Consider the following 20,564-nt stretch of genomic DNA (forward strand, 5'->3'; position numbering starts at 1 on the left):
TAATAAAAGTTACTTTACTAATATACTAACTAAACTAAGGCGAAGATACCTTCATAATACTTTCAAGGTATGCTCGAATACTAAATAATTTGACTCAATTGAATTTTAGTTTATTATTTTTAAAGTTTTTGATTTAGATTTATGTTCTGAATGTTCAGCATAAAGGCTGAACCAACGGACTATCATGTATAAATCTGCAACTTTAAAAGCTGATAACAGCGTAGATATTGTAAAACTTCTTTCTGAAAATCTCGAAGTTAAGATTGAAAAGGAGAACAATGAATATTGTATTGATATTCCCAAAGAACTTGGCGATGGTCATATCAAAGCTATTAGTTTTGAAAATGGTATTTCGCTTATAGAAGTTGACGTTTTATTGAATAAATCGTTTAGAATTCGTTTTAAAAAAGATGAACTGAATCCGCTGATTCTATTATTTAATGTAGAATCTAAGGTGACGCACTCCAACTCTTCCAATGAAAATGAAAACAAAATAGAACGTTTTGAAAGCCTAATGTTTTCAAACGACATGAAAGATTACAACACTCTTTTAATTCATAAAAACAAAGCTACAAGCTTTATAAAAATCTATATCAACAGAAAAGAATTTGAAAAAAAACTAGACCATTTTGAAGATAATATGGGTTCTGATCTTGAAACCATATTTAAAGATGTTAATGGAGTTAACCTCTTTAGCTATAAAGGTCAATATTCAATGGAAATTTCTGAGGCTATTGATGCTATTAAGAATTGTGAATCTGAAGGTCTGGTAAAATCAATGTTTATAGAATCTAAGACTTATGAGATTTTAACCTTACATTTTCAACAATACACAGATGATTTAAACGATCCTAAAAAAAGGCAAATTTTAAGACGTTCTACTATAGATAAAGTAGAAAAAGCAGCCAAAATTGTAAATGAAGATTTAGCTGCAAATTACAGCGTTAATCAATTAGCTAAAAAGGTAGGGTTAAATCAAAATACTCTACAGTCTGGTTTTCAACACTTGTTTAATAGTAGTGTTAATGATTATGTAAAATCTAAACGTATTATCAAAGCCAAAGAGCTCATTGAAAATACCGATTTAAATATTACCGAAATTACATATTCAATAGGAATAAATTCCAGAAGTTACTTTTCTAAGCTTTTTAAAGAAAAATATAAGCTTACTCCAAAAGAATACCTTGATCAGGTAAGAAAAGACAAGACAGCTTAATATCTTTTTAAGTAGAGTATTTTTTATGAATGTTCATTAAAATTACATAAAATTTTAACAAAACTACCCAATACTGTTACTCTTTGTTTCAATATTGTTAACCTATTTTTTGTTAAACTATTTTTTTGTATCACCAAATTGAATAAACATACACTCATATAAATGAGTTTATTAGGTGAGCTGAAAATGAAAGAAATACATGTAGATTTATCACTTAACCAACCTATAATAGAACAAATAAATAAAGTGATTAATGGCGAAAGCAACGCCACATATAATGAACATATTCTAACTTTTGATAATGAAATTGGCAAAGGTGTCATTAGAAATATCATTTTTGATTGGGGAATTTCCCTATTGGATTATGATGTTCACTTTAATGAAAAAATAAAGTTAGTGTTTGAAATAGCACAATCTAATCCAATAGAATTCTTGTTTGTGTCTGAAGGTAATCTATTATACACCTCAGAGCATACAGGAAAAAACCAAAATTTAGTTAAGCTTCAAAGGTACCAGAATACAATACTCTCAAATCTACCGAATTCTAATAATACATTTATATTCCCAAGTGGTGAGGATATCAAATTGAATGTTATTAAAATTATTGGAGATCAATATTCTAATAAGTCCAATAACTACATTGATACTTTACAAAAGTCACTTAAGTCAATTTTAAGTGGAAAAAGTGAATTTTTGCCCTATAAGCACTTGGGAAATTTTAATTTAAAGCTAGCCGATATTATAGAAACATTAAATGCCGAAGCCAACTATGGTATTGTGCGCTCCATGAATATTGAAGGACAGTTAAACCTTATTCTTGCCCTACAAATCCTTGAGCACAAAAGTTACGAGACAAAGCTTTCCTTACCTAATTCAATTTCAAAAACAGATTTAAATAAAACCAAAGCCGTTACCAAATATATATGTGAAAATCTTCACGATTCTTTTACCGTTAAAGACTTAGCTGATATGCACGCCTTTAGTCCAAAAAAGATGCAAACCGGTTTTAAATTGTTATATGGAAAATCTGTTAATGAGTATATACGAACAAAAAAATTAGAACTAGCAAGAGAACTTATAGAAAGTACCGAATTTTCTATTTCTGAAATTGTATATCAAATAGGTTATAAAAGCAGAAGTTATTTTTCCAAAATTTTCTACGACAATTATAATATATTGCCTGCAGACTATAAAGAATTGGTAAGATCAAAAAGTTCTATTTCAGAAGAGGGATAGGTAAATTTTTATAGTTTACGGGCTCTAAAACAGTATCATAAACGATATTATTTTTGAAAAAATCTTTAGAAATTGTGTAGGCTTCTAAGGATTCTTCTATATATTTTCTATTATCTAAGTTTTCGATATCTAAATCATCATTTAACCAATTATAATAATCTTTAGATTCTAAAATTATCGGGAACTCCTTTCCAAGATTATGAACTGTTGCCAGCTTACTACTAATTGCTGATGTTAATAGACTTACAGAAATAAAACCATCTTTTAATTTTGAGAAAATACCTGCTACAGCAAAAGGTTTGTTATCTTTTAGATGAACATAATACGGATATACTTCGCCATCATATAAATAGGAAGTAAAGAAACCTGTAATAATTATAAGACAATGGTTGTTAAGAAAAATATTCTTAATCCAGTCAGATTCATTAACATCACACAAAGAAATATCTAAGGTATTATCTAAATTCTGAAAGTTTTCCCATTCATCTTTATACTGCTCTGGCATTAAGCCCCAAATACCATAATTAATAATGTTATTTTGTTCTGAAGTAATAATTGGCAACGACTCTTCAGCCAAACCATTAATAACCATGTTTTTTTTATAAAGTGATGGATATTTAAATTTAGTATTAAATACTTCTTCAACACATTGCAAATCAGCTGTATTAGACAACTTGTAAAACATCCCTACTTTTTTGTGCAAGTTCCAATATTAACATTAAACACATTGCCTTATATGCATAAAATAAGGGCTCAATTAAATCATTTGGAATCACAAATTATCTCATTTAAATTCCCAATAGAGTTAAACAAATATTTTATTATGTCAAGACTCTACACTTTCAATGCTAAATTTACAAATAACAGATAATCAGACCATAACCTATTAAAAACCGAATTTATGTCAATGACTCAAATAGGATTTTCTTCAATCGATACGCATCAAATTTTAGCGTTAGATTATCTACACGATCTAGAGGTTAATAGGCACATCTATGATCACCATTTAAAAAGTACCACAGGAAAAGGCATTATTAGATTCTTAAAATTAGATAACGGATTTAAGGTTTTAGAATTTGATGTATTGTTGAGGCAAGCTCTAACCCTTGAACTTTTCAATAATCACAAAGATTATCTATATTTCATTTACTGTACTGAAGGTATAGTTTATCATAAATTCAATAACAAAAACACCCTATTTCGTATTGAAGAACTCTGTCCTTCAATTGTTGGTAGTCAATCAGAAACTAAGAGTTACTTATCATTAAAACCTTCTAATTCTCTCAGATTAAGTATAATTTGTATTGATAAAAATATAGTATTCAAAGAGTTTGAAGCACTTTCTTCTAATGACCAAAAACGCTCTAGAACAGAAGAGGTCTTAAGTGCTCTTGAGGAACTCGATTTATACCCTTACAGTTGCACTAAAAATTTAAAACTTGCTGAAAGTTTGTATGAAACAAAACCTTTTGGTATCAGTGATGGGTTATTGGATATAATGGATATGAAAGGAAACTATCAAAAGACATTAGCACAGTTCATGAATGAGTTTCATAAAGAAATCTACATCATGAAAAAAGATTCTAACCTTAAAACAAGCGAATTGCAAAGTGTTAGGAAAATTTCAGAGTTTATTACAGAAAATCTAGATTTACAACATGATATTAAGTCACTTTGCAAAAAAGCGGGTTTATCTCCAGTAAAACTTCAGGAGGGTTTTAAATACATGCATGGTACTACAGTGGCTGATTATATAAGAAGTAAACGCTTAGACTATGCAGAACAACTGTTTTTAACAACTGATCTCAATGTCTCTGAAGTGGTTTACAAAATAGGAATAATGAGTAGAAGCTACTTTTGTAAAATCTTTAAATTAAGATTTGGATGCAGTCCTAGCACCTTTAGAAAAAGAAAAAAATAAATAAAAAAAGAACGCTATGCAACGCTCTTTTTTTACCAAAATATTAGGCTATTTTTAGCTAAAATTTTCTAAAGTTTTAATTTTAGAAAGACCATTTTCAATTTTAGTCTTTTGAGATTCTAAAATAGATTTAGTACTCAATGGCAGACTTGTGTCGTTAATAACTTCTTTGTATTCATTGATAGCTGCTCTTTCACCTTTTATGGCTTCTTCAAGCATAGACTCTTCATCCTCACTTGAAAATAGACTTTTTACATCCATCCAAGCTCTGTGAAGTGTACCTGTAGCGCTTCCACCTTTATCAATTTCTTGATTAAAGCTTACTAGCTCACTTTTCAATTCATGTCCAAAATTATAACGCTCTTGCGCCTTATCACTAAAATAAGACTTGAGAGAAGGATTTTCAACATTCTCAGCTGCTTTCTTAAAACCTTTTTCTGCGTCATACGTTTTTTCCAATAAATCATTTAACTTTTTTCCTACTTCTTCTGTGTAAGTACTCATAATTTAAGATTTTTTTGTGCGTTATAGATATCTTTTTTTTAGATGTATACCACTTATCATCTTGTGCTAATAAATAATAACACTTACTTTTTTTGACACCACTAAATTAGTCCGATAGCTAATTTTAGTTTGATGCAAATGCCGTAAAGGTTGACGCAATACCAATAAATTCAATATAAATAAGCAAGCTCAAAACATTTTAAAAAACCTTTCTTTTTGAAGTTTATAAAAGGGCTTTCTCTATTCTGAATAAAATAAAATGCGCCAAATGTTAACATCATCCCAAAATTTTTGCCCTTATTTCACTAAGATTTGCTCATTTAAAAAAATAAATAGCGGTATTAGATATTTAGTTGATTGATACTTCTCTTTAGCCTAACTTTATATTCAAGGTATGCGCATTTGAGGCTTTGATGATACAAAACAATAAGAAAACGTTAACATCTCGTCTTACAGCTAAAGCGTATATTAAGTATAACACCAAAACAATCAATTATGAAAGAAATACTTATCAGTGCGAATAGCTCCGAAAATGTTATTGATCAATTTAAGTACAAGATTGGAGGTGAAATAAGCGAAGATTGGGGAGAAACAGTTTTAACTGTAAATAATAATATTGCTAGAGGTTCAATCAGAATCATCCATTTTGATTTTGGAATCCATTTATTAATCCAAAAAATGACTTACTTTGAAGACGTTATTTTCAAAGTTGATCCTTCAGATTATAATCCATTAAGATTTATTTACTGTCTAAAAGGTGAATTTTTACACAAATTCGGTATTCATAAAGAAGAAAAATTGGTTGAACAGTTTCAATCATTGATTTTTTCTAATAAGTCTGAAGGTGTAAACTATCTTCACTATAAAAAAGATGTTGAAGTTGAAACAAATATCATACAAATAGAAAGAAAAGAGTTTTTACAGAAAAAAACTGCAAAACTATCTTCCCTTAATAAGCAACTTAAAGAAATCTTTACTGACACAAACCATGAAAATAGATTTGTTCATCATGGAATGCTTAATCTAAAAATGGCAGATTTTGTTGAGGAGCTGCATGAAACAAAAACAAAGAATATGACACGTATTCTAAAAATGGAAGCTAAGGTTTATGAAATAATCTCAATGCATATTCAAGAATACAGTAAACAGACTAAAGGTGTGCCTTTACCAACATCATTGGTAAAAAGTGAACTTAAAAAAGTTAGAAAATTAGGTGAAAAAATTAAAGCAAGTCCTTCTGTAGATTACAATCTTGAAGATTTATCCGCAGAATCTGGTCTTTCACAAGCAAAGCTACAAGACGGTTTTAAATTTCTTTATACCAAAACAGTTACTGAATATATAAGACATATAAGATTGGAATCTGCTAGACACTTATTAAGAACTACAGATTTAAACATTTCCCAGGTAGTATATACTATTGGATTTACAAGCAGAAGTTATTTCTCTAAAATATTTAAGGAAAAGTACGGTGTAACACCCAACCAGTTTAAGAAACAGATCATACCCAAAGTAATGGTTGCTTAATAAATACCATGCATAGAGCAAAAAAAAAGGCTAACTTAAAAGTTAGCCTTTTTCTATTTAAAGATCCATTTTCTGAGTAAAGCAATAAAACTATATTTACTTGTAATTTTTATTGCTGTACTCACCCAATTCATAGGTTTTAAATCTTCCTTATACTCATTTTTCATAAGTTTTAACTCTTCCCATGCAATATCTCGCTCTAGTTTATAGCGCTTAAGATCTTTCTCTATCTGTTCAAAAGAAGTATAATTATCCATTTCTATTTAAAAAAGTTTAAACCGATTTTCTTTATAATTATTGAATTGATCTTCTTTCTAGTTTTAAAAAGAATAAAACCTATTACCATAAACATTAAGCCTACAATTAGGCAACCTAAAGCTAAAGAATTAAGACTTCTCCCTATTTCAATAGCTAATGCTATGGAACAAAAGATAAATCCAACAAATAAAAAACCACCAATAATTAAAACTTTAGCCATTAAACTAACAGAAGACGTTAGCTGTTGGAAAATTTTTAATCGTAGATATTGGTGAGACGCTTTAATATAGCGTTCACCAATACCTGTAGCTTTATCAGTTGTATTATTTAAAGATTCAAAAACACTCATTGATTAGGCGTTTTTTTGAAGTTTCTTGTTCTTTAACTTTAATTCCTTTAATTTATCTTCTAATGTAGTTATAACATCTTCTGCTTTATAACTCGCATTAGATACGATAGACTCCACTTGGTGATCTAAAGTCTGTTTGTGTGAAGCAATAGAATTTCCAACCGTATCTCTTAACTCAGAAGCTTTTGTAGCCATAACATCACGTTTTGCCGCTGCTTCCTCAGCTATTTTTCTACGGGTTTCACTTCCTTTATCTGGTGCAAATAATATTCCTAGAACTGCACCTACTGCTGTACCTGCTAAAATTCCTAAAACTGTATTTCCGTTATTACTCATCTTATAATGTTTTTATGTTAATAATTTTGTTTATTCAAATATCGCAACTATATGCGGTTTTACTTGACTCGAAAGACATTAATATTGACGTAAATACAATCTATTGTTAGCGTTAAAACTTTTATTATAACAACTAATAATATCCATGAGTTAAACTTAAATTTGGTAAAAAGCTTAAAAAAAAAATCATGAATAACAATAAAATAACAACTACTAACCCTTATAATGGTGAAACATTAGAATCTTACACACTTCATTCTAAAGAAGAACTAAAAGAAAAATTGAACTTAGCCAACGAGGAATTTAAATCCTGGAAAACAACTGAAATCTCAGATCGTGTTGAGTTACTATCCAATTTAGCTGATGAATTAGAAAATGATAAAACCAGCCTCAGTTTACTCATGACTAAAGAAATGGGGAAACCTATTTCAGAAAGTATTGCTGAAATTGAGAAGTGTATTTTCTTAATTGATTTTTATGCCCAAAATGCTGAAGATTTCTTAGCTGACTCCATAATTAAAACGGATGCTCATGAGAGTTTTATAAGTTACGACCCTTTAGGTTGTATCCTAGCGGTTATGCCTTGGAATTATCCTTTTTGGCAAGTATTTAGATTTGCTATACCAACACTAACTGCTGGTAACGTTGGTCTTTTAAAACATGCTTCAAACGTAACAGGATGCGCTTTAGCAATTGAAGAACTTTTTATAAAAGCAGGATTTCCTAAAGGTTGTTTTCAAACACTGTTAGCTAAACATGAAGATATAGAAGAACTAATCGGAAATGATATTATAAAAGCGGTATCACTTACAGGAAGTGAAAAAGCTGGAAAAAGCATAGCCGAAACCGCTGGAAAACATCTAAAAAAATGTGTATTAGAACTAGGTGGTAATAATGCCTGTATTATTCTTAAAGATGCTGACTTGGATAAACATATTGACACTATCGTAAAAGCTAGAATGCAGAATTCTGGACAAAGTTGCATTGCAGCAAAACGTTTTGTAGTCGTAGAAGAGATATATGATGAATTTTTAGAAAAGTTCACTGAAAAAGTTGAAAACCTAAAGTACAATAACCCTGAGAATACGGAAACCACAATTTCGTGCTTAGCAAGACCAGATTTGGCTGATACGTTAGAAGATCAAGTTAAAAAATCTATTGATTTAGGTGCTAAAGTTCATTATGGTAACTCTAGAAGTAATGCTTATTATGAGCCAACCATTCTTACAAATATTACAAGAGAAATGCCTGTTTTTAGAGAAGAAACCTTCGGCCCTATTGCTGCAATAATTAAGGTCAGTAACGAAGAAGAGGCTTATCAGATAGCATTAGATTCAAGATTTGGATTAGGTTCAATGGTATTTACTGAAGATTATGAAAAAGCTACTGAAAGAATTTTAGACATAGAAGATGGGGCTTTTTTCATTAATGAAATGGTGAAATCTGACCCTAGATTACCATTCGGTGGTACCAAAGCCTCTGGTTATGGTAGAGAACTTTCTAAAGAAGGGATTTTAGAGTTTGTAAATACGAAAACTATATACATTAATAAATAAAATCGAGAATTATGAAATTTGTAAAAGAAGACGAAGAAGATAGACGAGATTATATTTTTCAAAAAGACACAAAAACCAAATTTGGAGCAAAGTTTATCATTATCACTCTTGCTATTTTAGTAGCAGCAGTAGTTGCATCAGGAATACATTTTGAATGGTTTTAAAAATAGAAAAGGTAACTCTAATATTGGTTACCTTTTTTTAATTATAAATTCCTGTATAACCCTTATATAGATTTAACTATTTCATGTCCAAATTTTGTTCAATGTAATCGATTTCATTATTATTGAATAAATAAAAACAAGCATGACATCAAATCTATCCAAATTAGGTACCATTACTCTTTTTTTACTTATTAACTATTTCGGAATTGCTCAAAACACAGCAATTGATTTTTCTTATTTAAATACAGATTTACCTTTTGACGAACGGGTAGATATCCTAGTTAGCCAAATGACTAATGAGGAAAAAATTAGCCAACTAGTAAATGATGCTGAAGCTATTCCAAGACTAAAAGTACCTGAATATAATTGGTGGAACGAAAGCCTACATGGTGTTGCTAGAGCTGGTTATGCTACAGTGTTTCCACAATCAATTTCTGTTGCTGCTTCTTTTAATAAATCACTTCTTAAAGATATAGGAGATGTCATTTCAGACGAAGCCAGAGCTAAACATCATAACTTTGTTAGGAAAAACAAAAGAGGTATTTATACAGGCTTAGACTTTTGGTCACCAAACATCAATATTTTTCGCGATCCACGTTGGGGACGAGGACATGAAACTTACGGTGAAGATCCTTACTTAACTGGAGAATTGGCTTCTCAATTTATTATTGGTCTTCAAGGAGACGATCCTAAATATTTTAAGACAATAGCAACCTCAAAGCACTTTGCAGTTCATTCTGGCCCTGAAGCCTTAAGACATTCTTTTGATATTGATGTTAGTGATATCGATTTGTATGAAACCTATTTACCAGCATTCAGAAAAACCGTTGTAGACGCTAAAGTATATTCTATTATGGGTGCTTATAACCGTTTTAGAGGTGAATCTTGCAGTGGTAGCGACTTCTTACTAAATAAAATTTTAAGAGACGATTGGGGTTTTGAAGGATATGTGGTATCCGATTGCGGTGCTATTGGTGATATTCATACAGGACATCACATTGCAAAAACAAAATCTGAAGCCGCTTCAATTGGCCTAAAAGGTGGTTGCGATCTTAACTGTGGTAGATACTACAACTATTTAATCGAAGCTTTAAAGTTAGGTTTAGTTAGTGAGGAAGATATTAATATCGCTGTAAAGCGAACTATGTTAGCTCGTTTTAAATTAGGCATGTTTGATGATGATAGTAAAGTAGCATATTCTAAAATTCCTTATGATATTGTTTGCTCTGATGCACATAATAGTTTGGCTAAAAAGGCTGCTCTAGAAAGCATCATACTTTTAAAAAATGACAATAATGTATTGCCTTTAAACAAAACCAAACTTAAAAACATTGCTATAATTGGCCCGAATGCCGATAACTGGGAATCGCTTTTAGGAAACTACCATGGCACACCAAAAAATCCTGTTACATTTTTAACCGGATTAAAAAACAAAGTTGAACCTGTTATTAATATTTCATATGCTGAAGGCTGCCATCTTTCAGAAGATGCTTTAAATTTAAAACCTATTCCTTCTGTATTTTTTGAAACCATGGATGGTAAACAAGGTTTAGAAGCGTCTTACTTTAACAACGTAAAATGGGAAGGCAAACCTGTACTACAACGTATTGATGATAACATTGATTTTTCATGGCAAAATGATCCTATTTCTAAAGATTTAGATGATAATTTCTCTGTATTATGGAAAGGCTATTTGGTACCTGCAACATCTGGTTCTTATGAATTAGCGATTTTATCAAAACGTGGTATGTCTTTAAAAATTGAAGGGCAAGACATTAACAATGGTAAAGGATCGGCACATCATCCCAAATATGCTACAAGTGTTTTAAATCTAGAGGCAGGAAAAAAGTATGAGATAGAAGTTTCCTATTTTAGTGATGAGACCAATGCTTTGGCTCAAATGTTATGGGCAAAAACAGATACCGACAACATTCAGGAAGCTGTTAAAATAGCAAAACAAGCAGATCTTTCCATTGTAGTTTTAGGCTTATCTCAACGTTTGGAAGGTGAAGGTGGTGACAAAAAAGATTTGGATCTACCAAAACAACAAACCGAATTACTAAAAGCTATAAAAGCTACAGGTAAACCTGTGATTCTGGTTATTAATGCAGGAAGTGCCTTAGCTATAAACTGGGCTAAAGAACATATCGATGGTATTATTAATGTTGGTTACCCTGGAGAAGAAGGTGGTAACGCTCTAGCTGATGTACTTTTTGGAGACTATAATCCTGCAGGAAGATTACCAATTACGTATTATAATGCCTTGGAAGATTTACCTGCTTTTGAAGATTACAATATGAAAGGTAGAACCTATCGCTATTTTGAAGGAGAACCTCTATATCCTTTCGGATATGGATTAAGCTATACAACCTTCAACTATTCAAATCTGAAATTTGAAAAACAAATTCATGCTGGTGAAAATCTAAACCTATCGGTAACGGTTACCAATACTGGAAATTATGCAGGTGATGAAGTTGTTCAAGTTTACATTACAGATGAAAAAGCCTCTACCCCAAGACCAATAAGACAACTTGTTGGATTTGACCGTATTCATTTAAAACCAAACGAATCTAAATCGGTTAACTTTACAATAACACCAAGACAGCTTTCTATTATAAACAAGGAAACAAAACGAGTTATTGAGAAAGGCAATTTCACGCTGTATGTAGGTGGCGAACAACCTGGTTTTAAAAACAGTAACCACACAGCTTCTACCGAAGTTATTTCCGAGAAATTCAAAATTAAAGGCTTTTTAGAAATGAAAAATCTATAATTCACTCAGTGACTCTTTAAAATTTTTATAAAACACAACAGCATCAACTAACCTGTGATTTTAAATAAAAAAAGCCTAAAACATATTGTCTTAGGCTTTTTGTCGGGGTGGCAGGATGATAACTAAACTGCCACTATGTAGTAAAATTAATACTTCCAGAAGCAGACTAAAACAGTGTTAACCGAATTGTAGACCTATCTGTTAGTTTGAAATAGTATTATTTATCTGAACGTCTTACTACAAATTTACAATTTTAACTCCATTAAAACCAGTCAATTTGTATCAAATATTATGATTAATCTATTAAATATTTGTTGACAATTTCCTCTTCTATTCCGCTGTATTCAACAAACTCTTTTATTGTGACGAATTGGTAGGATTCTTTTCCAAAGTAGTTTCTAATATCATTTAAAAGCTTACGCCCATAGCGTTCACTTCGTCCTGTGATACGCTGAATATCTTTTGGGTATATGCAAGCTCTTTTTGGGGTCATAATACTTTATCTATGCTTTATCCGTACATCATCCATACTTCATTGTTTTATGATTATGGTGATGGTGATGCGTTGTTAAAATGTTGGAAATCCCGATAGGGTTTTCAATATTTTAATGACGTTTTTGGCTGTATCGGAATGAATGTCCAAAAACGGAATCCTGTTTTTCCTTGGATGCTGTAAAGTTAGTTGATTTGGATAGTTAAATCAAAAAACGAATTATTATGGCAAAACAAACTGGAATTATTAAACTAAAAGGAACTATCGGTGGTATTTCCTTTTACAAAACGACTGACGGACATCTGGCACGTGAAAAAGGGGGTGTGGATGCCAATCGTATTGCAAATGATCCTGCGTTTCAGAGAACGCGCGAAAATGGGTCTGAATTTGGGCGCGCTGGTAAAGGTGGTAAGCTCTTAAGAAATGCTATTCGTATTCTTTTGCAAAATGCAAAAGACAAACGTGTGGTTTCTCGTTTGACGAAAACACTTGTTGCGGTTACCAAAACAGACACAACCAATGAAAGAGGTTTGAGAACCTTACAAGATGGTGATTTAAGCTTGTTAAATAGCTTTGAATTCAATTTGAATGGAAAGTTAGGCACAACACTTTTTGCTCCGTTTACAAATGCTTTTGACCGTGTTTCTGGTGATGCTACTGTAAACCTTGATGCATTTTCTCCAACGGTTAGGGTTGCAGCTCCAACTGGAACAACTCATTTTAAGGTGGTAATGGGTGCTTCTGAATTGGATTTTGAGAATGAAACTTCAACATTTGAAAATGATGAGACTGCTATTCTTCCATATACAGCTGCTGATACTGCCGCCATTGCCTTGACCGCTTCTTTGACTGCTAACTCTACGCTTCCTGTTGTTCAGGTGCTTGGTGTTGAGTTTTACCAAGAGGTAAACGGACAAATGTACGAGCTTAAGAACGGTGCTTACAACGCTTTGGCAATTGTTATCGTAGATACTCCTTAAGTATGGAATTAGTGCTGCATAGAGCCTATTTTGAAGAGGGCACCAATGGTGCTCTCTTTAATTCTAACAAATTCCTTTGCTATACCATCGAATTGCCCTGGAACGATAACAAGCGAAACATTTCCTGCATTCCTGAAGGTGTTTATGAAATTGAGCCGCGTTTTTCTAAACGGTTTAAGCATCATTTGATTTTGAAGGCTGTAAAAGACAGAAGTTTCATTTTGTTTCATCCTGCCAATGATGCCTTAAAAGAGCTTCAAGGGTGTATTGCTCCAGTAACGTATTTGAGTGATATAGGAAAGGGCGTTTACTCTAAAAATGCTATGCAAAAACTGTTGTCTTTGGTGTATCAAGCTAAAGACCGAAAAGAACCTATTTTATTAACTATTAAATCACAGAATTATGAACATTGTAGAACGTTATAAAAAACCAACTCCCAAATTTTTCAAGACTTTACGAAATATTGGTATTGCATTGGCTACTGCAGGTGGTGCTATCATAGCTGCACCGATTTCGATGCCTGCCATTGTGGTAACCATTGCTACTTATATGACCGTTGCCGGAACTGTGGCCACCGCAGTAAGTCAAGCAGTTGTCACAGATGATGAAAACACAGAAACTGATGAGGTTGACGATGGACTATAACACCAAATCTGCCATTATTGGTGGTACTTTCTTTTCATCCATTGTGAATATTGGTGTTGAGGATTTGATTACTACCATTGTTTTGGCTATTGTTGGTGCTGTCGTTAGTTACATAGTTTCCATTTTAATTAAGTGGATTCATCAAAGGATTCGGAAAAGAGGGAAACCATAATCTAAAGTGCTTCAAATGAAGCACTTTTTTAGTATATTTAGATACAAATTATATCAAATATTATTATGGGAAAATTCGAAGTTTATCAAGACGCAAGATCTGAATACCGTTTTAGGTTAAAAGCAAGCAATGGTCAAAAAATTTTAGCAAGTGAAGGATATTCTGCAAAAGCAGGTTGTATGAACGGTATAGAATCCGTTAGAACCAACTCACAAGATGATAGTAAATTTGACCGAAAGGTTTCCAGTAACGGTAAACATTATTTTAATCTAAAAGCAAGTAATGGTCAGGTAATTGGCACAAGTGAAATGTACGAGGGATTTTCCGGAATGGAAAATGGAATTGAATCCGTTAAAACAAACGCTCCAAGCGCACCAGTCGAAGAAGTTTAAATATACATTGACTACCGCTTTTCTCGGGGCAAAGTGTCGTAGGTGGAAGTGATTATTGATGTTGAGCGGTGGGAAAGATAAATAAAGGGCATTTTCTAAAAATGCTCTTTTTTTATGCGCGGTGTTGAGGTGGGTAAATGGAAAGAGCGATTCCCTGATAAGGGGTTGAGCGAATGTAATGCATCCTACCGCAGACACAAGGCAAAACATTAATAATTGCTGTAACCTACACCGTTGAAATGGGTGGTGGGGAAAAGATGGAAAAATTGTGTGTTCTAAACTTCAATGTCAGTTCTGAATTGAGCGTGGGGAATGTCGGATATTTACTCGCTTCATTTCTATTGTTTTTTATGGTGCTCGTGAATAGCCCTCATTTTAATTTGAGAACGTATTTGAGCTGTGGATAAAGAGCTATTTTACATAATGGCGTTATAGTACAGAAAGTGAATGAATGCTACTATAACTACCCGTTATGTAAACATAGCTTTGGGTAGTTTTTGGTGAGAGGGTTGGAAACAGCTCTTTGCTTTTTTGCTGTACCAATTTTGAAAATAATTCCTATAAGCAAAATAAGCAATGTGCTGTGTGCGTGTTGGCAGCCAAAAACTACAATAGCGTTGGCGAGCGGAACAAACCAAAAGACAGAGGGTTTTTGCTTTTGCAACAAACTGGGTTTTGGTTTGTGGGGAATTAATAAACTATAAGTTAATCACTTCTCGTATCTAATGATGGGTGTCTCAATGGTGCTATTTCTCCATTAAAATCCTTTGGGTTTACTTTCAATTTGAAAAAATCTAAACTTAAATTTATATGTGGGTCTTTTGAACTCATAAAGAAAAAATTTCTCCCTTCTCTTGTAAAAGCCGTATTAATATTCTTAAAATCATTTCTGTAGCTTTCATTTCCTTCAAAAAGTAATTCAGCATATTCTTTATTGACAAAATCATTAAAGAAAATTTGAGTATCACTATTGATTATTTGTAAAGAATTTAACTGATGAACTTCGTCGATAGATTCTGTTGAACCGCAATCATTTTCCCCATTATTAAACTCATATACATTGGAATCGTACAAACATATCATTAATCTAGGGTGAATTGGATAAAACACTTGCAACCCTTTTGCAACCAATCCAGTTGCACCAATATAATTACCAGCTTTTTCCATTAACTGGTTATATAAAACAACTGGCGAATCTGACGTAACAAATGGTAAAAGAGAAAGATTTACAACAAAACCAAAATCGAGAAAATCTAATAGTTTTTCATTTTCGATTGCACCTATTAATGCCGTCAGAACCGGATTATTAAAACCAATAGTATTATCTTTTAATTTTTGCCACATACTTGGTTGGTATGCTTTTAACATTGCTTTCATACTTTCATTGACACTATCTTCTATTTGTCTCCCGGAACTAGGGGTTCTATAGGCTTGATAAATTATAAACCTCTTTAATAGTATATAGCCATTTGTACCTTTTGGTGGCGGGTATAATAACTTTTCTTCAGTCCAATAATAAAACATTTTAGCAACCTCACTTTCCATTTTGGCCAAAGCATTTTCGATTACCTCATCTTCTCCATATAGATAGTTTTCACAACCTTGATGTTTTATTGGTGCTGCTTTGATGAAAATTTTATTCTTATGATTGTATAAGCCTATGTTTTTACCTGTTTCGCCAATGGAAAACCTTTTTAAGTAAAATCTTGGGATATAATGATGCTTCTTCTTTTTTGACATCTTGGATAAACAGGAAAAAAAAGTGTAGTTAATTTATTTCCTTATGATAAAATTCAATATTTTCAATTTCATAGACTTGGGTAGTTCTACAATTTAGTTTTTCAGGATTAAAAATTGCTAAATTGTAACCACTTGAATATAGTGAGCTTTGATATTCAACTCCATCAAATCCCAAAGATTTTATAAATTCTGAAATATATTGTGTTGGGATATAATCTAACTGTTTATCTAATTTTCTGATAGGTAATGAGATTTCCTTTTGCAGTGTTTGTATGAAAGGAACATAAATTAAGAAGTCTTCTATCGCTTCATTTTCTGACCAGGGAATAGGGTCATCTTTAGGGTTTCTTAAATTTAAAATTCTCAAATCTTCTTCTAACTGAAATTCTCCTACAGTAACATAATCAAATAGTGAAGCCCTTGTTTCATACAATGATGTTTTTAACGAATCTGCCACATATAAATATGAAATACCTTTAGGGTTAGCTCTACCACCAGTTGTTAACTCTTTAGGCGGATTTCCCATTTTATCAGGCGGAAAACCATTTTTATCAGAAATACGACATCTATAAAATATTCTCCCTTTTTTAATTTCTTTATAGAAGCTTTCGTGCATAAAAAAGTTAGTAAGCTTATTTAAGTCAATTGTGTTTTGAATGTGGTAACGGTTTGTATATTTTATTTCCTCTTTAAAGTCTTCCCAAATACCGTGAATTTGGTTTGTTTCGGTAAGCAACTCAATTTTAATTCCTGAAGATACATTATTATCAAATAAATCTTCAAAGTCTTCCATTTCATCTGCAAAAATTGCTTGAAAAAGTTCTTTAGCGTTTACAACTTTATCTGTAGTAAGATTAAAGTCTTTTTTCAAAGATTGTGGTAGATCAAGTTCTGAAACTTCATCAACTGTATAAAGCGATATGATATTTCTGAAAAATGGTGCAAGTTCCCTAGCTGCATATATGGATACATTAGTCGATTTACAGAAATTGCAATCACCGACTCTGTCATCTGCATTTATAATGTTAATGAGATAGTCACTGGTAAAACAGTTAATGCAACAATTCATAACTATATATTAGTAATTACCAGTTCGATGTGGTTCATAATGGATAGTTTTTTAAGAGTTCCAAGACCAGGAAAATGACCTCTCTGTTTCAAGTCCCTAAAAATTTCTACCGCTCGGGTATGAATGTTTTGTTGATTACACCAAGCCACTAATTTATCTAAAGCTTCAGCGAACTTACCTCCGATATCTGAAGTGTCACCATTTGAATCTGAAACAAAATGTTTTACCTTAATTTTACCTGTGCCATCAATATAGGATAAATGAATTGCTACAGCTCTTGGTAAAAATCCAGAATCAGAATAATTGTCACCTATTGTGATAAAGTCACCAAATCCAACGAAACCGTCTTCTTGATAGTATCTGTATTCTTCAGAAAAACTACTTTCTTGGTCTAAATAATCAGCATTTTTAGATAACTCCTTAAAATAATCATCAAGAGACACCCTTGTATTTTGTTCAAATTCTCGGTAATATCTTCTACTTGTTTTAGAGAAGTAAATTAAATTATAAACAACATTTAGGCTTGAACTTAACAACTCAATGTTTTCTGTTGTTGTTTCAGCATTATGAATCAGAGTTACGCCATTATAATCTAGGTTTAAACCCTCAATAAATGGAATTAAAGTATCTAATTGTCTTGATGAAAAAGCATCGATAATTACAGCTAATTGATAATTTTTGTAATGATTTAGATTTTCAGTAAGAACATCAATTATTACTTGACGGTTGTTTTTTAAATCTCCAACTCTAGGGTTAATAACAACATTAAAGTTGACATTTTTAGAAGCCAGTTCCTTTAAAGAAGATTTTAATGTGGAAGAACTCTTCACAGGTTCTATTACTGGTGAAGTCTTTAAAATATCGTTTGGAAATAAGCCACATAAATCTCTTAATGCGATTAACTCAAATTGTTTACCTCTGACATATGGGAAATACATACTTTGCTTTTTTGTGATAAGAAATATTCTAATTGTTGGTATTCAATATCTGAAAAATCCAAAGAATAACAAATATGCTTAAGCGATTCTGGGATTTGTCTTTCTTTAAAAACTTCCGGATTAGAAATGTTCCTATATTTTAATTTTTGTACAACTAATTTTTGAAATTCTAAAATATCTATTTTTTTTGACATCTTAAGACATTCTCTAAAAATTTGGGTATTAGGAACATCAGGCACAAATTTAAAATAAGATCTCATCAAACTAATGTATTCATCTTTTCGTAATGTCTTGAAAAGAGCATCGTGCTTGAAAGTAAAGGTGTTTTTTTTAGCTTCTTTTACAGTTTTTAGTGCATTTCGTTGAGTTAACTCAATTATACCAATATTAGAATTATAATATTTCATTAATAGGTTTGGTATATGCTTTGAGCTTGTAACTATATAGATTTTATCTGCAAATTTTTCGTAATCAGATAACTGTTTATCTAACTTTTCCAGACCATCTAATTCTGTTTTGATTTCATATATGCGAGCTTCACCGTTTAAAAGAACAAAGTCAGCAATTGAATTACCTATTTTAAATTCATTTAATGCTATAGTGCTTTTCAAACTATATTTTCTCAATAAAAGCTTATTGATAAGAATGTTCTTATAAACATACTCATTTTTATAATTGCGAAGTAAGGATTTGTAAATTTGATTTAGAACCTGAAGATTAGTAGTACTCTCTTTGACTTTTGTATATCTATCGACACGATAAAATGTATCAAAATAATCTTCGTCTCTCACTATTTTTTTAAAATTAGCGGTAGAAAAAATTTGAGCTAAACTCCTAATCTGGTTTATATCTTTAGTTATCTCCATTATTTTTACAAATCTACAAAATTCATAAAGAAGTCGTATTTCTAACGACTTTTAAGATTTTTTATTGAGTATAAGTCTTTAAATCAGGTTCTTTTATCCTTACTTTCCTTATCAAAAGCAATTAAATTGAATAGTTGTCGCATTCTGGAACGCACTCTGTTCCCGTAACGTTCTTCCAATTCTTGGGCGTTTAAGTTTGTAGTTGCGTGGGTTTTGACCCCTCGACTGCGCTCGGGGTGACAGGTTCTTACAAACAAATCGTAACGAGATAAAAGGATTTCGCCCATAACATTACAGTCTTTTCCAAAATGCCTTCCGGTTGTTTCCACTCCTAAATCATCAAAACAATAGAAATTACTGTTGCCATATTCTTGAATAGTCTTGTAGCCAATATTGTTGAAAGCAAATGTGATGTTTCTTGCTGGAATTAGTTCGTAAGATTTTTGATGTGGTACGATGTGCCTTAATAATTTCATTAAGCTGGTTTTACCACAACCCACTGGACCCGATAAAAGAATGCCTTTGTTGGGGTCGATATTTAATTTTGCACAGGCTTCAAAATCGCGAATGAAATAAATACACAGCTTATAAAGGACAACCTCATCTTCTTCATAAATCTTGAAGTTTTTGCCAAATAACAACTTTCCTTTTGCATCGAGGTAAATGAGTATGCTTTTGAAATCGTATTGAATACAATTATCTTTTAACTCTCCAAGTTTGTATTGGACACCTTTCTCAACAATGATATGCGGGTTCTCATTTTTCATAAAGGTTCATTGTAGTTTTTGTTTTTAGTAGTCTTTAGGTTGTCCGTATTTGGAACACTGCTGTTTTGTTTTGAAACATTTTCAGAATCATTAAAATCTAAATTTTTTAAATTTTTCTGTTTATTAATGTTTTTGTTTTCTATAGTTTGTATATGTTTATATATAGGTACCAGTGCTTGTCCACTACTTGTCTCGATTTGAGTAGAGTTGTATCCCACTACTTGTCCAGAACTTGTCCCAAATTTGAACATCTTAATTTTACTACCACGATACGGATTGTGAGATGGGAAATACACTATATATTTCCAATGATTTAATTCCTTGATGCATCTGTGATAAGTGGATTTTGAGCCTATTTTAGATAATTGCATAACCTCATCACGGTTTATAAAAAACTCTTCTAAAAATCGGTTTAAATTCCACAACTGGAATAAGGCTATATATAAGCTTATGTGGGTTGGATTTAAGCGACTGTCTTTAGAAAATTGACTGAAAACTGCGTTGAGATGTTTGATGTAATTTATTTCTTGCATAAGTTGACTTCTCGATACAATTTTGTGAAACAAAATCACTCGAAGTGACGTTACCTTTCATTTTTATGAGATACTGAAACAACCTTTCGACTGCGCTCAAGGTGACAGTTTAAGTTAGCATTAATGAGA

24 protein-coding genes are annotated in these 20,564 nt (G+C 31.8%); 12 read left to right on the top strand and 12 right to left on the bottom strand.

The features are described from left to right. Positions 1–184 precede the first annotated feature (184 nt). On the top strand, positions 185–1,216 hold the full coding sequence (locus QGM60_RS08935; protein WP_281139905.1) for an AraC family transcriptional regulator: 1,032 nt from the start codon (positions 185–187) through the stop codon (positions 1,214–1,216). 186 nt (positions 1,217–1,402) lie between these two features. Beyond that, positions 1,403–2,452 (top strand): AraC family transcriptional regulator, encoded by a 1,050-nt coding sequence (locus tag QGM60_RS08940; RefSeq protein ID WP_281139906.1) that lies wholly within the window; start codon positions 1,403–1,405, stop codon positions 2,450–2,452. On the opposite strand, the gene QGM60_RS08945 is transcribed toward QGM60_RS08940, so the two are convergent. After that, positions 2,433–3,137: an SOS response-associated peptidase family protein gene (locus QGM60_RS08945; protein ID WP_281139907.1), complete on the bottom strand. Its 705-nt coding sequence runs from the start codon at positions 3,135–3,137 to the stop codon at positions 2,433–2,435. The genes QGM60_RS08940 and QGM60_RS08945 overlap by 20 nt on opposite strands. Positions 3,138–3,353: 216 nt before the next feature. Here QGM60_RS08945 and QGM60_RS08950 point away from each other — a divergent pair, with 216 nt between their 5' ends. After that, complete coding sequence (locus QGM60_RS08950; protein ID WP_281139908.1) at positions 3,354–4,373, top strand: AraC family transcriptional regulator; 1,020 nt, start codon at positions 3,354–3,356, stop codon at positions 4,371–4,373. 54 nt (positions 4,374–4,427) lie between these two features. Here the strand turns inward: QGM60_RS08950 and QGM60_RS08955 are convergent, their stop codons facing one another. Beyond that, complete coding sequence (locus tag QGM60_RS08955) at positions 4,428–4,877, bottom strand: PA2169 family four-helix-bundle protein (protein ID WP_281139909.1); 450 nt, start codon at positions 4,875–4,877, stop codon at positions 4,428–4,430. 495 nt (positions 4,878–5,372) lie between these two features. Between QGM60_RS08955 and QGM60_RS08960 the strand changes: the two genes are divergently transcribed. Beyond that, a complete protein-coding gene (locus QGM60_RS08960) occupies positions 5,373–6,404 on the top strand; it encodes an AraC family transcriptional regulator (RefSeq protein ID WP_281139910.1) in 1,032 nt (343 codons plus the stop codon). 53 nt (positions 6,405–6,457) lie between these two features. On the opposite strand, the gene QGM60_RS08965 is transcribed toward QGM60_RS08960, so the two are convergent. Genes QGM60_RS08965 through QGM60_RS08975 form a run of 3 tightly spaced genes read right to left on the bottom strand, consistent with a single transcriptional unit; the run spans position 6,458 to position 7,347 of the window. Beyond that, entirely contained in the window at positions 6,458–6,661 is a 204-nt protein-coding gene (locus QGM60_RS08965; RefSeq protein WP_281139911.1) for a DUF6327 family protein, read from the bottom strand. 2 nt (positions 6,662–6,663) lie between these two features. After that, a complete protein-coding gene (locus QGM60_RS08970) occupies positions 6,664–7,011 on the bottom strand; it encodes a hypothetical protein (RefSeq protein WP_281139912.1) in 348 nt (115 codons plus the stop codon). 3 nt (positions 7,012–7,014) lie between these two features. After that, the gene (locus QGM60_RS08975) at positions 7,015–7,347 is read right to left on the bottom strand and encodes a YtxH domain-containing protein (protein ID WP_281139913.1); all 333 of its coding nucleotides are present in this window, start codon (positions 7,345–7,347) and stop codon (positions 7,015–7,017) included. 188 nt (positions 7,348–7,535) lie between these two features. Here QGM60_RS08975 and QGM60_RS08980 point away from each other — a divergent pair, with 188 nt between their 5' ends. From QGM60_RS08980 to QGM60_RS08990, 3 genes are all read left to right on the top strand, one after another. Further along, positions 7,536–8,903, top strand: a complete 1,368-nt coding sequence (locus QGM60_RS08980; RefSeq protein ID WP_281139914.1) for an NAD-dependent succinate-semialdehyde dehydrogenase — start codon at positions 7,536–7,538, stop codon at positions 8,901–8,903. 11 nt (positions 8,904–8,914) lie between these two features. Beyond that, entirely contained in the window at positions 8,915–9,067 is a 153-nt protein-coding gene (locus QGM60_RS08985; protein ID WP_281139915.1) for a hypothetical protein, read from the top strand. A gap of 142 nt (positions 9,068–9,209) precedes the next feature. Then, positions 9,210–11,840 (top strand): glycoside hydrolase family 3 protein, encoded by a 2,631-nt coding sequence (locus QGM60_RS08990; protein ID WP_281139916.1) that lies wholly within the window; start codon positions 9,210–9,212, stop codon positions 11,838–11,840. 295 nt (positions 11,841–12,135) lie between these two features. Here QGM60_RS08990 and QGM60_RS08995 read toward each other — a convergent pair whose 3' ends face one another. Continuing rightward, complete coding sequence (locus QGM60_RS08995) at positions 12,136–12,333, bottom strand: hypothetical protein (protein WP_084176766.1); 198 nt, start codon at positions 12,331–12,333, stop codon at positions 12,136–12,138. A gap of 224 nt (positions 12,334–12,557) precedes the next feature. On the opposite strand from QGM60_RS08995, the gene QGM60_RS09000 reads away from it, so the two are divergent. The 5 genes from QGM60_RS09000 (at position 12,558) to QGM60_RS09020 (ending at position 14,522) form a co-directional block, all read left to right on the top strand. After that, the gene (locus tag QGM60_RS09000; protein WP_281139918.1) at positions 12,558–13,313 is read left to right on the top strand and encodes a hypothetical protein; all 756 of its coding nucleotides are present in this window, start codon (positions 12,558–12,560) and stop codon (positions 13,311–13,313) included. A 2-nt stretch (positions 13,314–13,315) separates the two neighbouring features. Beyond that, positions 13,316–13,738 (top strand): DUF5675 family protein, encoded by a 423-nt coding sequence (locus QGM60_RS09005; protein ID WP_281139919.1) that lies wholly within the window; start codon positions 13,316–13,318, stop codon positions 13,736–13,738. Beyond that, the gene (locus QGM60_RS09010) at positions 13,716–13,958 is read left to right on the top strand and encodes a hypothetical protein (protein ID WP_281139920.1); all 243 of its coding nucleotides are present in this window, start codon (positions 13,716–13,718) and stop codon (positions 13,956–13,958) included. The genes QGM60_RS09005 and QGM60_RS09010 overlap by 23 nt, the downstream gene beginning before the upstream one ends. Continuing rightward, positions 13,948–14,130: a hypothetical protein gene (locus QGM60_RS09015; RefSeq protein WP_281139921.1), complete on the top strand. Its 183-nt coding sequence runs from the start codon at positions 13,948–13,950 to the stop codon at positions 14,128–14,130. Before QGM60_RS09010 ends, QGM60_RS09015 begins: the two co-directional genes overlap by 11 nt. A 65-nt stretch (positions 14,131–14,195) precedes the next feature. After that, positions 14,196–14,522, top strand: a complete 327-nt coding sequence (locus QGM60_RS09020) for a YegP family protein (protein WP_281139922.1) — start codon at positions 14,196–14,198, stop codon at positions 14,520–14,522. Positions 14,523–15,227: 705 nt separating this feature from the next. Here the strand turns inward: QGM60_RS09020 and QGM60_RS09025 are convergent. The 6 genes from QGM60_RS09025 to QGM60_RS09050 form a co-directional block, all read right to left on the bottom strand. Further along, entirely contained in the window at positions 15,228–16,262 is a 1,035-nt protein-coding gene (locus tag QGM60_RS09025) for a DUF4238 domain-containing protein (RefSeq protein ID WP_281139923.1), read from the bottom strand. Between the two features lie 28 nt (positions 16,263–16,290). Further along, positions 16,291–17,331 carry an RES family NAD+ phosphorylase gene (locus tag QGM60_RS09030; protein ID WP_281139924.1) on the bottom strand — a complete coding sequence of 347 codons (1,041 nt, stop codon included), beginning with the start codon at positions 17,329–17,331 and terminating at the stop codon, positions 16,291–16,293. Positions 17,332–17,333: 2 nt separating this feature from the next. Next, positions 17,334–18,269 carry a sce7725 family protein gene (locus QGM60_RS09035; protein ID WP_036124010.1) on the bottom strand — a complete coding sequence of 312 codons (936 nt, stop codon included), beginning with the start codon at positions 18,267–18,269 and terminating at the stop codon, positions 17,334–17,336. Then, positions 18,230–19,135 carry a sce7726 family protein gene (locus tag QGM60_RS09040; protein ID WP_281139925.1) on the bottom strand — a complete coding sequence of 302 codons (906 nt, stop codon included), beginning with the start codon at positions 19,133–19,135 and terminating at the stop codon, positions 18,230–18,232. Before QGM60_RS09040 ends, QGM60_RS09035 begins: the two co-directional genes overlap by 40 nt. A gap of 83 nt (positions 19,136–19,218) precedes the next feature. Next, on the bottom strand, positions 19,219–19,902 hold the full coding sequence (locus QGM60_RS09045) for an ATPase (protein ID WP_281139926.1): 684 nt from the start codon (positions 19,900–19,902) through the stop codon (positions 19,219–19,221). After that, positions 19,899–20,435, bottom strand: coding sequence for a hypothetical protein (locus QGM60_RS09050; RefSeq protein ID WP_281139927.1), 537 nt, complete (start codon positions 20,433–20,435; stop codon positions 19,899–19,901). The genes QGM60_RS09045 and QGM60_RS09050 overlap by 4 nt, the downstream gene beginning before the upstream one ends. Positions 20,436–20,564: the final 129 nt, after the last annotated feature.

It is taken from the genome of Winogradskyella sp. SYSU M77433, assembly GCF_029911945.1.
Taxonomy (GTDB): Bacteria; Bacteroidota; Bacteroidia; order Flavobacteriales; family Flavobacteriaceae; genus Winogradskyella.